The 15845-nt window shown below is 69.4% G+C and carries 14 protein-coding genes; 11 read left to right on the top strand and 3 right to left on the bottom strand.

The genetic code is table 11. The annotated features are described in order from the left end of the window. The first annotated feature begins 339 nt into the window (after positions 1 to 339). The 8 genes from H297_RS0122615 (at position 340) to H297_RS0122580 (ending at position 8434) form a co-directional block, all read left to right on the top strand. Positions 340 to 801, top strand: coding sequence for a hypothetical protein (locus H297_RS0122615; RefSeq protein ID WP_027738910.1), 462 nt, complete (start codon positions 340 to 342; stop codon positions 799 to 801). Further along, positions 798 to 1463, top strand: a complete 666-nt coding sequence (locus H297_RS0122610) for a hypothetical protein (protein ID WP_027738909.1) — start codon at positions 798 to 800, stop codon at positions 1461 to 1463. The genes H297_RS0122615 and H297_RS0122610 overlap by 4 nt, the downstream gene beginning before the upstream one ends. Beyond that, the gene (locus tag H297_RS37895) at positions 1463 to 6004 is read left to right on the top strand and encodes a putative T7SS-secreted protein (RefSeq protein WP_078514464.1); all 4542 of its coding nucleotides are present in this window, start codon (positions 1463 to 1465) and stop codon (positions 6002 to 6004) included. The genes H297_RS0122610 and H297_RS37895 overlap by 1 nt, the downstream gene beginning before the upstream one ends. A gap of 26 nt (positions 6005 to 6030) precedes the next feature. After that, positions 6031 to 6591 carry a hypothetical protein gene (locus tag H297_RS0122600; RefSeq protein WP_027738908.1) on the top strand — a complete coding sequence of 187 codons (561 nt, stop codon included), beginning with the start codon at positions 6031 to 6033 and terminating at the stop codon, positions 6589 to 6591. A 225-nt stretch (positions 6592 to 6816) separates the two neighbouring features. Further along, on the top strand, positions 6817 to 7140 hold the full coding sequence (locus tag H297_RS43795) for a hypothetical protein (protein ID WP_064744861.1): 324 nt from the start codon (positions 6817 to 6819) through the stop codon (positions 7138 to 7140). A 17-nt stretch (positions 7141 to 7157) separates the two neighbouring features. Beyond that, positions 7158 to 7406, top strand: coding sequence for a hypothetical protein (locus H297_RS0122590; protein ID WP_027738907.1), 249 nt, complete (start codon positions 7158 to 7160; stop codon positions 7404 to 7406). After that, a complete protein-coding gene (locus H297_RS0122585; protein WP_027738906.1) occupies positions 7403 to 7693 on the top strand; it encodes a hypothetical protein in 291 nt (96 codons plus the stop codon). The genes H297_RS0122590 and H297_RS0122585 overlap by 4 nt, the downstream gene beginning before the upstream one ends. Before the next feature lie 3 nt (positions 7694 to 7696). Continuing rightward, the gene (locus H297_RS0122580) at positions 7697 to 8434 is read left to right on the top strand and encodes a hypothetical protein (protein ID WP_027738905.1); all 738 of its coding nucleotides are present in this window, start codon (positions 7697 to 7699) and stop codon (positions 8432 to 8434) included. Positions 8435 to 10005: 1571 nt separating this feature from the next. On the opposite strand, the gene H297_RS0122575 is transcribed toward H297_RS0122580, so the two are convergent. After that, entirely contained in the window at positions 10006 to 10698 is a 693-nt protein-coding gene (locus H297_RS0122575) for a hypothetical protein (RefSeq protein ID WP_158693720.1), read from the bottom strand. A 160-nt stretch (positions 10699 to 10858) separates the two neighbouring features. Here H297_RS0122575 and H297_RS44500 point away from each other — a divergent pair, with 160 nt between their 5' ends. Continuing rightward, positions 10859 to 11368, top strand: a complete 510-nt coding sequence (locus tag H297_RS44500; protein ID WP_486589626.1) for an integrin alpha — start codon at positions 10859 to 10861, stop codon at positions 11366 to 11368. After that, positions 11254 to 12381, top strand: coding sequence for an FG-GAP repeat protein (locus H297_RS41985; RefSeq protein ID WP_486589625.1), 1128 nt, complete (start codon positions 11254 to 11256; stop codon positions 12379 to 12381). Before H297_RS44500 ends, H297_RS41985 begins: the two co-directional genes overlap by 115 nt. A 110-nt stretch (positions 12382 to 12491) precedes the next feature. Here H297_RS41985 and H297_RS0122565 read toward each other — a convergent pair whose 3' ends face one another. Further along, a complete protein-coding gene (locus H297_RS0122565; protein ID WP_027738903.1) occupies positions 12492 to 12923 on the bottom strand; it encodes a PPOX class F420-dependent oxidoreductase in 432 nt (143 codons plus the stop codon). A 242-nt stretch (positions 12924 to 13165) separates the two neighbouring features. After that, positions 13166 to 13603 carry an aspartate 1-decarboxylase gene (panD, locus tag H297_RS0122560; RefSeq protein WP_027738902.1) on the bottom strand — a complete coding sequence of 146 codons (438 nt, stop codon included), beginning with the start codon at positions 13601 to 13603 and terminating at the stop codon, positions 13166 to 13168. A gap of 431 nt (positions 13604 to 14034) precedes the next feature. On the opposite strand from panD, the gene H297_RS0122555 reads away from it, so the two are divergent. Further along, on the top strand, positions 14035 to 15843 hold the full coding sequence (locus tag H297_RS0122555; protein ID WP_027738901.1) for a hypothetical protein: 1809 nt from the start codon (positions 14035 to 14037) through the stop codon (positions 15841 to 15843). The last annotated feature ends 2 nt before the right edge of the window (positions 15844 to 15845 follow it).

Here is a 15845-nt window from a genome sequence, read left to right as displayed (position 1 = left end):
CGGGTGCCTGGCTGGAAGCCCCTCCTACGCTTCCCGGAAGATTCCCGTACTTCCGCCCCTGATGAGGGACGACGAATACCTGGGACTCGCTTCCGGTCCTCCCGGCGGGAGGCGCGCAGCATCGGCACTCAACCGAGCAACCTGGACAGTGTGCCACAGCGGGATTGGCGCTGGCCAATCCGGGCATTATCACGGGTCGGCCCGTTCGCGCCCGCCGCCCCGCCGGGGGTGGCCCGGCACCATGATCAGCAGCGATGACCTTGCGTGAACGTACCCGCTCACGCTTACCGTGGTGACTGCTCACACAACGGATACGCCGGGGAACGCAGGGGGCGGGGGATGGAGCTTCCGGACGAGATAGCCGCCACACGTGCCGGAACGGGTGACCCCGCCGCACTGGTGGGCGAGTTCCGCCGCACTGCCGTACTGGTGCCCACTGTACGGCCCGCCGCCGGCGAGCCCCGCCCGATGGCGGGCAGCTACGGCGGCATCCACTGGATCTTCGCCTTCACGGACGAGGCGGCACTTTCGCGGTTCGCGCGGCAGCGCGGCCAGCAGCGGGGCGGCGGTCCCGGCCGCCGCGGGGAGCCGGCGGCCGACGAGGAGTGGGAGTACGTCTCCGTCCTCGGCGCCCGCCTGCTGGACGCGGTGATCCCCGCCCTGGAGGTCCCGACCGGGGTGGCCGTCGACGTCGCCGACGAGGACGGCTCCATGCTCTTCCCGCCGGTGCGGGGCATCGTCCCGGACGAGGCCGCCGTGGACACGGACGCGCCCGGCCCCGCCGAGCGGAGCGGCCGATGAGTGACCCCAGGAGCGGCGACGAGGGCGTCGTCTGGAACAAGGAGTCCCTCGGCCTGATCGAGAAGGGCCTCAAGGGCGCCATCGACGAGCTGAAGCAGTCCGGCAGCTCCGCGACGTCCTCCCTCCAGGGCGCGGGCTTCGAGGAGTTGTCCCTCACCGGCATGGAGATGGGGCACCACGGCCTGTCGGCCGACTTCGAGGACTTCTGCGAGAAGTGGGAGTGGGGCGTGCGCGCCCTCGTCCAGAACGCCAACGCCCTCGCCGAGAAGCTCGGCCTCTCCGCGGGCATGGCCTACGAGGAGGACCACTACGCGGAGGGCGCCCTCAAGGTCGGCCTGAACTCGCTGACGGGCAACCCGCACGCGACCGAGGAGGAGGTCGCCCAGCAGGGCTGGGGCGACATCGTGACGCCGGACGCGCCCGACTGGAGCGGCGACTCCTTCCGGCAGGCGGGCGACGACATCTCGCAGGACTGGAAGGACACCGGCCGCGAGCTGACGACGAAGGGCCGCGGCGGCATGTACGTGGACATCGCCCAGGAGGCCGCCGGCGTCAGCGACGAGGAGGTCGCCGCCCAGCAGGACAAGTACTTCGGCCCCTCCCCCGAGCAGCGGACGGAGGCCGCGCAGCAGCAGGACGGCGACCAGGGGGGTCAGGGCTGATGGGCTGGCGGGACTTCGTACCGGACTCCGTCGAGGACAAGGCCGAGCAGCTGACCGAGAAGGTCGGTGACGGCGTCGAGGGGTTCGGCAACTGGAGCGCCGACCGGATGGACGACGCCGGCTGGGAGAGCGGCGCCGACTGGACCCGGGAGAAGTCCCGTTCGGTGGCCAACCGGATGGGAGCGGAGACCGCCGAACTCCAGCTCGACGAGACGGAGGACCCCAAGAAGCTGGTCTACGGCAGTCCGAGCCGGATCCGCTCGACTGCCCAGCACCTCAAGGACTTCCAGACCGCCTTCGACAACGTCGTCAAGGGCCTCAAGGGCCTCCCCAAGGGGACGCTGAAGGGGAAGGCCGCCGAGGCGTTCTGGGACAAGGTCGGCCTGGAGCCGGCGAAGTGGACCAAGGCCGCCGAGGCCTGCGGCAAGGCCGCCGGCGCACTGGAGGACTTCGCCCACACCGTGGAGTGGGCCCAGGGCCAGGCCCGCGAGGCCGTCATCAAGTACAAGGACGACAAGAAGGACGACGCCGAGGACCAGCTGAAGGAGGCCCGCTCCCAGCGGAACACGGCCGCGGGCGTCGCCCAGAAGGCCGTCAAGGCCGCCCGCGACGCGGCCCCTCCCAAGCCCGACTACTGGGACCAGGCGGGCGACGGCCTGGAGGGACTGAAGCTGGACGCCGTCCACGTCTCCGGCGGCATCGTCAAGGGCGCGGCAGGCGTGGTGAACTTCGCCCGCGGCCTCAACCCCACCGACCCGTACAACATCACCCACCCCGCCGAGTACCTCACCAACCTCAACTCGACGACGACGGGCATCATGCGCATGGCCAACGACCCGGTCGGGGCGGGCAAGCAGATGCTGGACGCCTTCCAGAAGGACCCCGCCGAGGGCACCGGGCGGCTCATCCCCGAGCTGCTGGGCACCAAGGGCGCCGGGCTGGCGACGAAGGCGGGGCGGGCCGCGAAGACGGTGAAGGAGCTGTCGGCAGCGCGGAAGGGGCTCAGGAAGAAGGGCCCGCACGAGTCGGGGACACCCCCGGAGCGCAGGTGCGCCAACGGCACCGACCCGGTCGACCTGTCCACAGGACTGATGTTCCTGCCCCAGACCGACCTGGAACTCCCCGGCTCGCTCCCGCTCGTCTTCTCCCGGCACGCGGAGTCCGGCTGCCGGCTCGGCCACTGGTTCGGTCCCTCGTGGTCGTCCACGGTCGACCAACGGCTGGAAGTCGACGCGGAGGGCGTCGTCTTCGTCGCGGAGGACGGCCGCCTGCTGTCGTTCCCGCACCCGGCTCCCGGGGTACCGACGCTCCCGACGGCGGGCGCGGCCCGCATGCCGCTGGAGCGGACGCCGGACGGCGGGTACACGCTGACGGACCCGGAGACGGGGTGGGTCCGCCACTTCGCCCCGCCGGAGGGCGGGCCGGACTCCGAGGGCGACGGCACGGCCCGGATCGAACAGCTCACGGACCGCAACGGCCACAGCGTCACCTTCGAGTACGACGCGCAGACGGGTGCGCCCGTGCGCCTCGTCCACAGCGGCGGCTACGTGGTGCGGCTGACGGTCGAGGACGACCGGGTGACGACGCTGGCCCTGGCCGGCGCGGACGCCGACACGACGGTGATGCGTTACGGCTACACCGACGGCAACCTGACGCAGGTCACCAACTCCTGTGGGCTGCCGCTGCGCTTCTCCTACGATGACGAGCAGCGCATCATCTCGTGGACCGACACGAACGACCGGCGCTACGACTACGTGTACGACAACGTCCACCGCGTCATCGCCGAGGGCGGCACCGCGGGGCACATGCAGATCCGCGTCGACTACGACGGCGTGGACGAGGCCACGGGCCACCGGGTCACGACGGTGACAACACCCGCCGGCCACAAGACCCGGCACCTGTTCAACCGGCAGGGACACAAGGTCGGCGAGGTCGATGCACTGGGCCACCGCAGCAGCACCGAGCGGGACGGGCTCGGCCGTGCGGTCTCGCGTACCGATGCGCTGGGCCGGACGACGCGATACACGTACGACAAGGCGGGCCGCGTGGCTACCGTCACCCGTCCTGACGGTACGGCTCTGGTGATCCACCGGGACGATCTCGGCCTTCCGATCACGACAATCGCCCCTGACGGAGCGATCTGGCGTCAGGAGTACGACGCCAGTGGCAACCGCACCGCGTTGACCGACCCGACAGGCCACACCACCCGTTTTGTTTACGACGCCCAGGGCCACATCTCCTCCGTCACAGATGCCCTGGGCGCGATCACGTCCGTGCGCTGTGACGCGGTGGGGCTCCCAGTCGAGATCACCGACCCCTTGGGAGCGACGACCTGGTATACGCGCGATGCGTTCGGTCGCCCAGTACGGATCGTCGATCCGTTGGGAGCCTGCACGGAGCTGACCTGGACGGTCGAAGGACACCTTTCTTCACGCCGGACGCCCGACGGCGCGACAGAGTTCTGGGAGTGGGACGGCGAGGGAAACTGCACCCGTCATGTGGACGCGGTGGGCGGCGAGACCCGGTACGAGTACACCCATTTCGATGCGTTGAAAGCGCGCACGGACCCGGAAGGCGTTCGCTACGAGTTCGCGTACGACGCGGAACTGCGGTTGACGCGGGTCACCAACCCACAGGGGCTGAACTGGGACTACTCCTACGATCCCGCAGGTCGCCTGACTGCGGAGACGGACTTCGACAACCGGACGCAGCGGTACGAGCTGGACGCTTGCGGGGGTCTCGTGCGTCGGACGACGCCGCTGGGTGAGGAGATCACCTTCCAGAGGGATGCACTCGGCCGCACGATCCGCCGGGACGTGGCCGGTGCAGTGACCACCTTTGCGTACGACTCCGCCGGCCGCCTGGTGGAGGCGGTCGGTCCGGGCTCAGACCTGCGCTTCCAACGCGACAAGCTCGGGCGCATCAAGGCCGAACTGGTCAACGGCCGTGTACTGACCCACTCTTACGACGCGGTGGGCCGCCGAACACGTCGCGTCACCCCGACGGGTGCCGTCTCCACAAGCACATACGACCCGGCGGGCAACCGCACGTCGCTGACGGCGTCCGGGCACACCCTTGCCTTCACCCACGACACCGCGGGCCGCGAGACAGCACGGCGAGTCGGCGAGGAGGGCCTCACTTTCAGTCAATCGTGGGACTCAGCAGGACGTCTGACCGAGCAGGCCCTGACCGCGCAGAGCACAATCCAGCAGCGTAAGTACAGCTATCGACCAGACGGATACCTGACAGGGATCGAGGACCACCTCGCCGGCCGGACCGTCTTCGACCTGGACGCCGTCGGCCGCGTCACCGCAGTCCATGCCCGCAACTGGACAGAGCGCTACGCGTACGACGAGGCGGGGAACCAGACCGAAGCAACCTGGCCGCGCACCCATGCAGCCCCTGAGTCGATCGGCGCGCGGAGGTACGAAGGCACGGCGATCAAGGCCGCAGGCCGTGTTCGCTATCAGAACGACGAAGCCGGCCGCATCACTTTGCGGCAGAAATCGCGTCTTTCCAAGAAGCCCGCCACCTGGCGGTACCACTGGGACGCGGAGGACCGGCTGACTCACGTCGTGACCCCGGACGGAACTACTTGGTGCTACGAGTACGACCCTCTGGGCCGCCGCACGGCGAAACACCGCATGGCAGGCGAGCAACGGGTCGAGACCACACTCTTCGTCTGGGACGGTCCGACACTAATCGAGCAGACGACGTCCGGCTCGGCTCTCCCCCACCCGGTGACTTTGACATGGGACTACGACGGGACCGCCGCGCTTACCCAGACTGAACGCCTGGCTGATGAGGCGGCCAAACTTGAGGTAGACGCTCGCTTCTATGCCGTTGTCACCGATCTCGTGGGCACGCCCAGAGAACTGGTCGATGAACAAGGCAGGGTGGCCTGGCGCACTCGGTCAACTCTGTGGGGCACGACAGCATGGAACAGTGACAGTTCCACCTACACCCCTCTGCGCTTCCCGGGGCAGTACTACGACCCGGAGACGGGCCTGCACTACAACTACTTCCGCCATTACGATCCGGAAACAGCACGGTATGCCAGCCCGGATCCCCTGGGGCTGGAGCCGGCACCGAATCCGATAACTTATGTGGGCAACCCGCACGCGGCGGCCGACCCGCTAGGGCTCAGCCCTGGTCCGTGCCCCGGACCGAAGGACGGTGCCGGGCTGAGCCACGACGAATTGATGACCAGGGCCCAGGAGCTTCGGGACAGCTACGCAGAAGAAGCTGCGAAGCTGTCCAACCGAAAGCGGCCGGCCACTGTCACTGGTGGATACAACATAGAAACCGGCCAATACGCCGCCGGCGCGTCGGGGGAGCTGGGAAGAGGTGCGTGCGCCGAAGCCAGCGTCATCAATCGACTGGGCGGCGACCCTTCGAAGGTCGTCTTCACGTCAGCCGTTCGCCCGCGAACAGGCGAATCCATCAACATCTGCCTCACATGCGAATCACTGTACGGACGCGGCCCCTTCAAGGAACCCGGCACAGTATTTGATTCCGACATACTAAGAGCCCACGATTAGGCAGATGCATCCACCCAGGAGAACGAATGGAACTTGAACTTAGAAGGCACGATTGGGGTTCTCTCCAGGGAGTAACCGGTGCCGCCGACGGACTCGACCTGGCGGTGCGCGCTCTCAGCGGGGCGAACGATCGCGACTCGGCCGCTTCCGCAGCTCACCAGGTACAACGGTACGTTTTCGCCAACGGCCTGTTGTGCGAAGCCGCTGTACCGCTCGCGACCGCGCTGGTGCATTGCCTGTGGCGGAGCACCGAGCACAACGAGGATCTGATCCTGGGAATCCTGTCCGATATTTCTGCGGCAACGGTGGACGAAGAGGACCCACGGGTCTACGGCCCGGCCAGCGAGACAGCGATGCTGAATGAGGTCTCACTTGGGTATCCCGCTTACGTCGAGATCCTGGAGACGGGCACAAAGACGGAGTCACGGACTGCTTGCATCGACCTGATCCTCATGTGCGGCATCGCATGCGCACATCTCCACTCCCGTTCAATCTATTACCTGGAGAGGGCGCTTGAGATGGATGATCTTCAGGATCACAGGGACGTCATCAGGTCCTCCCTCGCCGACCTGAGGGAATCTTCCTGAGAATCTCCACTGGCTCCTCGCATGACCTGCAACCGCGGAGTCCGGCGGATGCCCCTGTCTCGCAAGACGGGGCACCGAACGCGGTCTGGGTACGGCTCGTCGCCCTGCTCGCGGCCTGCACCGACGGCTCCGAATCACGCTCGCGCCGCCGGACGACCTTTGCAGCGAACGGGATACCGACCATGGCGAGAAGGTGGGCAGGCTCGCCCATCAGGAGGGCAGGGCATGGCGAAAGTCGTCGGTGTGGCGGGGGTCGAGGTGGAGGGCCTTGCGGGGTTCGTCGACCAGGTGAAGCATCTCTCGTGGTGGGACCGGGAGGTCACCCGACTCCAGGTCCGCGACGAGACGCACGCCGTGGTCCTGAACGCTGATCGCGAGCCGCCGGGGCTCAGCGCGCTCCACCAGGACAGCGACAGTGCACGGTGTCTGCGCGCATCGAAAGGCAGGCCCCCGCCCTCTCCCCTCCAGGACCAACGTCCCCGCATACCGCGAAAGTTGAGGGCGTCGTCGAACCAGTGGGGGGACGACGCCGGGGTGCGGCTGCCATAGCCTCCGGGAGGAGGGGGATGCAGATGCCCGATGGAGCCCGTCAAGAGGCACAACGCACCGTGCAGCGAATCCAGCGTCTGTCGGACGACTGCTGGCGCGCGCTGGACGCCTCGTGCCGGATCATGGACGACGACGCCTGGGTGGGGCCTGTCGCCCGCCGCTTCCATGACGCCGTACGTGCCGACAGGCACACGTTGCAGGCTCAGCTGACCAAGGCGGTTCAGGACGCCCAGGCGAAGCTTGCGACCATGCCGGGGAAGCCATGAGCTTCCCCGCGGACGACCCCCACTTCTCCGGCGCCAAGACGCCGGCCTTCGACACCCTGGTGAGCGGCCACGCGCGCGCCGCGTTCCTGCTCGAACAGCTCGCCGGAGACCTGTGGGAAGAGCTGACCAGGATGCACGTCGACACCTCGCCCGCATTGCGTATCCGCACTCTGGCCGAACGTCCCCGCAGCCAGTCGACGGAGTTGCAGACGCGCCAGAGCCGGGTGCACCACATGCAGCGGACGAAGACGAGTGCGAAGTTGTGCACTGTCGAGGGCGTCTTCTGAAAGTTGTCGGAGTCGCCCACGCCCACGCCGCAGCCCGCCGAGCCGGCCCCCACCGATCCGGCGGCACTCTCCATAGAGTTGTGGGACGCCAATCTGTTGCCCCGCGCCGGCCGGCAGCGCCCCGACGGCACCCCGTTCTCGCGCGAGGAGGACGCGGTGTTGAGCTGGATGGACATGCACCGGGCGAGCATCATCGCGGAGGCCCGGAAGTGGAATCAGGCGATCGCCGCGGCCATCGCCTGGGAGGCCATGAAGAACGTGAAACACATTCCGGCCGACATGCTCGCCGGCACAGGCATCGGTACGAAGGTGCCGAATGCATCGTTCGGACCGGGCAAGGTCCATGCCGACTTCCCGCTCGTCCGGCAGATCGAGGAGCGGGGCTACCTGCCGCAGCGAAGCGTCCCGGAACGGGAGAAGCTGCTCAGCACCGATGAGGGGTCGATCCAGTACATCGCCGCCATCATGGGCGCGTACTCGAAAATCACGGAAGACGGCTGGAAAGGACCCAGCCGTTACAGCATCCGCTACGACGTGCCGATGCTCACCCAGCTGTACCAGGGCAGCGACCTCGAACAGTGGGAACAGAACTTGAGCACGAGGCGGAAGTCTGGCAACTGGCGTACGCCCCGAGTCGGCAATCCGATGGCGGAGTGGGCCCGCGAGAACAACGAGTTCCTCAATGCCGCTCTGCCGCGGGATCCCTGGAAGGTGGATTCCACGCCCGCGAAGCCGGTGTGACCACCCGGCCCGGCCGCACCGCCGTTGAGCCCGTCGACCACGCCGACTCCCAAGACCCGCCCCAGCCCCACACCCCCGTGAAACGAGTGCCGAGGCCGTTGCCCTCTCCCGGTCCTGTAGCCAGGAGGCCGAGGCCGTCCCGGACATGGACGTCGGTCGCATGCACGACCGCGGATTGTCGAGGGGGAACGGCTGACATGGGCCGATCTCGCCACTCGCTCCTGCCGACGGCAACGTCACCTCGGCCTTACGGACCACCAGCCCTGCGTCGCCGCGTACGCCCGCGTGAGCGCTTACGTGATCAACTTCGGTGGACTGCGAGTCGGTTGAGTTGCATAGGTCCCAGCCGGAGTCACGCGTCACACCTCGCAGGCGCGACCCGCAACTCCACACAGGCAACGACCCCGGCCAGGACTGCCATCCCGAACGAGGGCCTGACCACCAAGGAAGCAAGGACCTTCCCGACGGCTGTCCAGCAGCTCAACGTGCCTGTCCGCGCGCCCTACCGTCGTCATCGGCATCACGACACATCGGTGCCCGCAGCACCGAGCCGGTGCCCCGCGGCGCCGAGCCACCGGGCAGGCCCCGCGACTCCGGCGCTCATGGTCTGACGCACGCAAGGTTCCTGCACCGTGCACGCTTCATCGTGGTCGGCAACCACCTCGCGCCCAGCACCGCGTACTCTCGCTCCCCACGATCGCACCCGCCGTGCGCATCCCGTCGGTACCGGACGGCAGCAGGGTGGACGTCACGTCACTGACCGCCCGCTTCCCGGAGGGTGAGACCCGGATCACCGCCGCGCTGCGCGAGTTGGAGGTTCGCAGGTATCTGCGGCGCGCCGAGCGGCGGGGAGGAAATGGACGGATCGACACGCACACGGTGTCGTACGACAACCCGCGCCCGGAGCGCGCCGCTCTCCCGGCCCCGAAGGGGCGCTGCCCGAAGGCGGACGGGGGCACGGCTCGGGGCGGCGGCATTTACGCTGTCCCAGGCGCTACGGGGCAACAGGCACCGCAAGCGCCCCTGGCGGCGCAGGCCCATCAGCCAGCGCAGCCGTCCCAAGCGGCGCAGCGGGCCCGGACACAGCTGAGCGGTCGTCCACAGCTTCCGGGGCGCCCGCACACGTCGTACGGCCCCGTCCGGCAGGCAGCGCCGCAGTCAGTGGTCTCCTCGCCGCGCCCCGCCGGGACGACGACCGGCTCCTGCTGTCGGAGAAGGACGTGGCCCGCCTCTCCCCCGCTGTGGACACTTGGCTGCGTCGCGGCGCGGATCCCGAGGCCGCACGCCGTGCGCCGACCTCGCAGTTGCCCGCCGGGCCTCTCCGTAGCCCGGCGGGCCTGCTCTCCCATCGCCTCACGGCAGTTGACCCGCCCCTCCCCGCTTCCCCGCCGGGGTACCGCGGGGTACCGCGGGGTACCGCGGGGTACCGCGGGGTACCGCGGGGTACCGCTTCAGGAGCATCCGTGCTGCGACCGCACCTTCCGCGCACCGGACTTCGGCTACTGCCACTCATGCCGCGCGGAGGTTCATACGCGAGCGGACCACCGGACAGCCGGGAGCGGACCCACTCGTCAGCGGCGCTTCTGACCGCGGCCCCCATGGCTCCTGTGGCTGCCCGAAGACTGCCCCGGGTATGTGGTGCCGGCCGGGGATGAGGAAGGCTGGTGAGACTGACGGTGCTGAGAGGCCCGAGCCATGTGCATGGAGGCTTGGGCGTGGGCTGACGGATTCATCTCCGCCCGGTACTGGTCCAGCAGCAGGTGGCCTTCCCTGTTGAACGTGGCTTGGCCTTGCTGCAGCGCGATGCGGGTGTCCCGGTCGAACATGACAGCGGCCCGGGTACCTTCTGACGGATTGGTCCGGTTCTCGCGCCCCCAGTACCTCATTTCGACGTCGGTGACCACCCCGTGCGCCTCCCTGTCGGAAGACGGACGCAGGTAATACTGTGTCAGCTCCGGCCGCATGAAGACCTCTTCGGCGACGTTGCGGGCACCCCTTTCCCCGAAGACGGCACGAAGGTTGGAGATGTTGCCCAGGACACCGTGCGCCACGGTGTCCCCTCGGTCCGGGTCGTAACCGTTCGCGGCCAGCACTCCACGTATGTGCCGCTCGGCGTCCGCACGCGGCGTGCGCCCACGGGGGGCCGAGTCGTTCATCATGCCCATGAGAGTCATGAACCGTTCCATGGCATCTCCCTTGTTCTGTAGTCGCCACGGGTTGGAGATCACCACGTAGGGCGGAGCGTCCTGGTTCACCGGCACCATCGCCAGGCACCACCGTCAGGGACTGCCGGACGCTGAAGCTTCTGCGTGCGGGCCGCCTCACGCCCCCCTCGCACCACAACCGTTGACCGCATCGAAGTGCCCGAGTTCTCGAACCGGGCTCAGGAGACCAAAATCGGCAGTCATCGGAAGGGGACCCCGCATGCGTCAGCGCGCACTCGTCACGGCAGGGGCGCTCACAGCGCTTGCCGCTGGTGGTCCTGTGATCCCCGTGGCGTCGGCGGGCCCGGCGGCATCGGCTCCGACCGCCACCGGCCAAGCGGCTGGAGCCACCCCCTCCCCGCCGCGCCAGGAGGCCGCACGCGAAGGCACCGCACGCGAGGACTTCAACAAGGACGGCTACGCCGACACCGCCATCGGCGTACCGGCGGCCGACGGCAAAACGGGGGCCGTCGTCGTGGCGTACGGTTCGCCCTCCGGCGTCTCACCGTCCCGTTCGGTACGGCTCACGCAGGACACCGCCGGTGTGCCGGGGGTGGCGGAGGCGGGCGACCAGTCCGGGGAGAACGTCACCAGTGGCGACGTGGACCACGGCGGTTGCGCCGACCTGATCGTCGGCGCGCCCTACGAGAAGGTGGACGGCAAGCCGATGGCAGCCTCTCGATCCTCTGGAGCGGTGCGAAGGGGCTCACGAGCGGCGGTATCGCACTGAACGCTCCCGCCGCCGGCGACCGCAACTTCGGCCAGGGCGCCGCCTTCAGCGACCTGGACGGGGACGGTACCGCGCAGCTCCAGGTCGTCGGCGGGCGCCACTTCTGGTGGCACGCGGAGTCGACGCCGAAGGGGGACGGCAGCGACGTGGCGCTCCCCCTGGAGGACAGCTTCCTCCCCGGGGACGTGCGGCTGGACGGTGTCGCCGCGGGGCACTTCTCGGGCGGCGGCTCGGGCACCGGGAACAGTGACTACGTCGTGTACGGCAAGCGCGGGAAGGGGGCCGGGGACGGCGGCGACTACCTGGCGACCTTCCGCGGCGGTCCCGGCGACATCGGCTGCTACCACGACGTCCTCTCCGACGGCGGCGCCAGAACGACGCGGTCTCTCGCGACCGGCGACGTCGACAAGGACGGCACGACCGACCTGGTGACCGGCGAGCCGGCGGACGGCCGGGGAGGCGGGGGTTCGGTCACCGTCCGGTGGGGCGCCCCGGACGGTCTGGGCACCGGCCGGAAGCCTGTCGCCTACGACCAGTCCACCCCCGGCGTCCCCGGCACCGACGAGAAGGGCGACCGTTTCGGTGCCGCCGTGTCCGTGCGCGACGTGACCTGCGACGGTTACGCGGACATCGCCGTGGGTGTCCCCTCCGAGGCCGTACGCGGTACGGACGCCGGCGCCGTCGTCCTGCTCAAGGGCTCCGCCGGCGGTGTGTCCGCCACCGGGGCGCAGACGTTCGACCAGGAAGCCACCGGCGTGCCCGGCGCCGCGGAGGACGGCGACCGCTTCGGCTCCGGCGTACACCTCGCGGACGTCGGCAAGGACGGCAAGGGCGACCTGTTCGGCGCCGCCGGGGGCGAGGACATCGGCACCGTGCCGGACGTGGGCGCCGTCTGGGTTCTGCGGGGCGCCTCGTCCGGGCTGACGACCACCGGCGTGACGTCGTTCAACGGCGCCGACTTCGGCTTCACCGGCACCGCCGGCCTCCACTTCGGGGAGGTCTTCGACCACTGAACGCGGGATGCCACCACCCCACTCCGCCCCGCCTGAGGCGCTGTCGCCCACTGCGCTGCCGCCCGCGCCGCCGCAGCACCGGCGAAGGACCCGGCACCCGGCCTCGGTCCTCAGCCCACGTCCCGGCTGTACCCGTCCGGGGTCTCCGGGTCGATGTGCCAGCTCAGGATGCGGGTGGGATGGATGCGGATGACGTCGGCGGGCCAGGACGGGTCGACGGGCGAGGTGGTGGCGCGGGTGGTCTCCGCCACGCCCCGGATCTCCACCCCGCGGCCCATCCCGGGCTTGATCCGGCCAGGTTCGTCGGGGGTCAGGTCGTCCACGACGAAGCTCACCCGCGGGTTGCGCCGTACGTTGCGGTAGCGCTGGGTACGCACGACCCACGGGCCGCCGAGGTCGATGGTGCCGTCGTCGTTCAGACGGAACCCCAGGGCCCGGTTCTGCGGGGTGCCGTCGGGGCCGATCGTGGCGAGGCGGCCCAGCATCTGGCCGGTCAGGTAGGTGCGCTCGGCGTCCGTGAAGGGGTGGGTGGCGGAGGGCATGGTGCGGTCAGCTCCCGTCAGGCCGGGCCCGCGGATCCGGGCCCTCGTGCGGTGTCCTGTCGGGGCCAGGCTGAAACATGAACCGCACGTGAAGTCAACCGACCGGCCCGCCCCACCATATGACCTCGGCGCCATGGCGGACGCCTCGTCCCCGGCCACCGCATCCGGCCCCGCGTCGCGCCGGCCGACCGGTCCGGCCTTCCACCACCGCATGACGCCCCCGCGCCATGGCGGACGGCCGGTCAGGCTCCCACCGCCGCGTGCGGGGCCACCGCATGCGGCGCCCGCACCGTGCCGGAGCCCCGGGCCGGCTCCCCGGCGTCGTCGCCGAGTCCCACCACGCGGTTGTCCGCGTCCACGTGGACGACGCGGGGCACCAGCGCACGCGCCTCCGCGTCGTCGACCTGTGCGTAGCTGATGAGGATCACCAGATCGCCGGGGTGGACGAGATGGGCGGCCGCCCCGTTGATGCCGAGGACGCCCGACCCCGGTTCGCCCTCGATGACATAGGTCTCCAGGCGGGCGCCGTTGGTGATGTCGACGATGTGGACCAGCTCGCCGGGCAGCAGGTCGGCGGCGCCCATCAGTTCGGCGTCGACGGTCACGGAGCCGACGTAGTGCAGGTCGGCCTGGGTCACGGTGGCCCGGTGGATCTTGGACTTGAACATGGTGCGCAGCATGGCGTCACTCCCAGGATGTGTGCTCCCTGCCCGCTGTCGGCGGGTCAAGGGCGTTCCTTCGGCCAATTCAGCGTACTACCGGCGCCCGGCCGGAGGTGAGATGAGGAAATGCCTTCCACAAGACGCGGAGGGCGGCGGGGACCGTCCGGGAAGGCGGTCCGAACGCTGACGCGTGCAGGTAATGAAGGGGGAGACGGCGGCCCCTCCTCGTTCACCTGCCCTTTCACCGTCGTCAGGGCCGCCGGCTCCTCGCAGATCAGCGGGGGTTCTTCAACGAGGTTGCAGAAAGGGCAGGTTGGGGCGGGCAGTCGGAACGCGCCATGCTTCGGTCACAACTCTTGACGCCGCGTGCACGCGGATGAAGCATGCGTCGGCAAGAGAGCGCTCACCCACCCCCGCATCGTTCATCTGATGAACAAGGAGAAGCGCCCATGCCTCCCACACCCCCCACCGGGTCTCCGCACGGTGGCACCCCGGGGCGCCGTGCCGTCCTCGGGGCGGTCGCGGCGACCGCCGCCGCCCCGGCCCTGTTCGGCCTCACCGGTTCCGCCACGGCCGCCCCCACCCGCCGCGGGAAGGGGTCCGCCGAGGACCTGCCCGGCGGCGGCGACCTCGGCCCCAACGTCATCGTCTTCGATCCGGACACCACCGGTGTCCAGGGCAAGCTGGACGAGATCTTCCAGCAGCAGGAGAAGGCCCAGTTCGGCGACGGCCGCTACGCGCTGCTGTTCAAGCCCGGCACCTACAACGGGCTCAACGCCCAGCTCGGCTTCTACACCTCGATCGCCGGCCTCGGTCTGTCCCCGGACGACACCACCATCAACGGCGACGTCACGGTGGACGCCGGCTGGTTCGACGGCAACGCCACCCAGAACTTCTGGCGCTCCGCGGAGAATCTCGCGCTCGTTCCCGTCAACGGCACCGACAGGTGGGCCGTCGCCCAGGCCGCACCGTTCCGCAGGATGCACGTACGCGGCGGCCTGAACCTCTCCCCCGACGGCTACGGCTGGGCGAGCGGCGGCTACATCGCGGACAGCCGCATCGACGGCGAAGTCGGGCCGTACTCGCAGCAGCAGTGGTACACCCGGGACAGCGCGGTCGGCGGATGGCAGAACGCCGTGTGGAACATGGTCTTCTCCGGCGTGGAGGGTGCGCCCGCCCAGAGCTTCCCCGACCCGCCCTACACCACCCTGGAGACCACCCCGGTCTCCCGCGAGAAGCCCTTCCTGTACCTGGACGGCGACGACTACCGGGTCTTCCTCCCGGAGAAGCGGACCGACGCGCGCGGGGTCAGCTGGGGCAACGGAACGCCCCGCGGCACCTCGCTGCCGCTGTCGCAGTTCTACGTGGCCAAGCCGGACGACACGGCCGACACCCTCAACCAGGCGCTCACCCAGGGCCTGCACCTGCTGCTCACCCCGGGTGTCTACCACCTCGACCAGCCGGTCCAAGTCGAGCGGGCCGACACGGTCGTGCTCGGCCTGGGATACGCCACGCTCGTCCCCCAGGGCGGTGCGACGGCGATGACGGTCGCCGACGTCGACGGGGTGCGGCTGGCCGGTTTCCTGATCGACGCGGGGCCCGACAACTCCGAGACCCTGCTGGAGGTGGGCCCCGAGGGCGCCGACGCGGACCACTCCGCGAACCCGGTCACCGTCCAGGACGTGTTCGTCCGGATCGGCGGGGCAGGCCCGGGGAAGGCCACCACCAGCATCGTCGTCAACAGCCGGCACACGATCATCGACCACACCTGGGTGTGGCGGGCCGACCACGGGGACGGGGTCGGCTGGGAGACCAACCGGGCCGACTACGGCGTCGTCGTCAACGGCGACGACGTGCTGGCCACCGGACTGTTCGTGGAGCACTTCAACAAGTACGACGTCCAGTGGAACGGCCAACAGGGCCGCACCATCTTCTTCCAGAACGAGAAGGCCTACGACGCGCCGAACCAGGACGCCATCCAGAACGGAGACATCAAGGGGTACGCGGCCTACAAGGTCGGGGACGCGGTGACCTCCCACGAGGCCTGGGGCCTGGGCAGCTACTGCAACTACACCGCCGACGACTCCATCGTCCAGCACCACGGCTTCGCCACGCCGGACACCGAGGGGGTCTCCTTCCACAACCTGCTGGTCGTCTCCCTGGGCGGCAAGGGCCAGTACGAGTGCGTCATCAACGACACGGGCTCCCCGACCTCGGGCTCCGACACCGTCCCCTCGACGGTGGTCGACTACCCCTGACG

Source organism: Streptomyces sp. CNT360 (assembly GCF_000424785.1).
The sequence above is the reverse complement of the archived record's forward strand: the minus strand, read 5'-3'. Positions and strand labels throughout refer to the sequence as shown.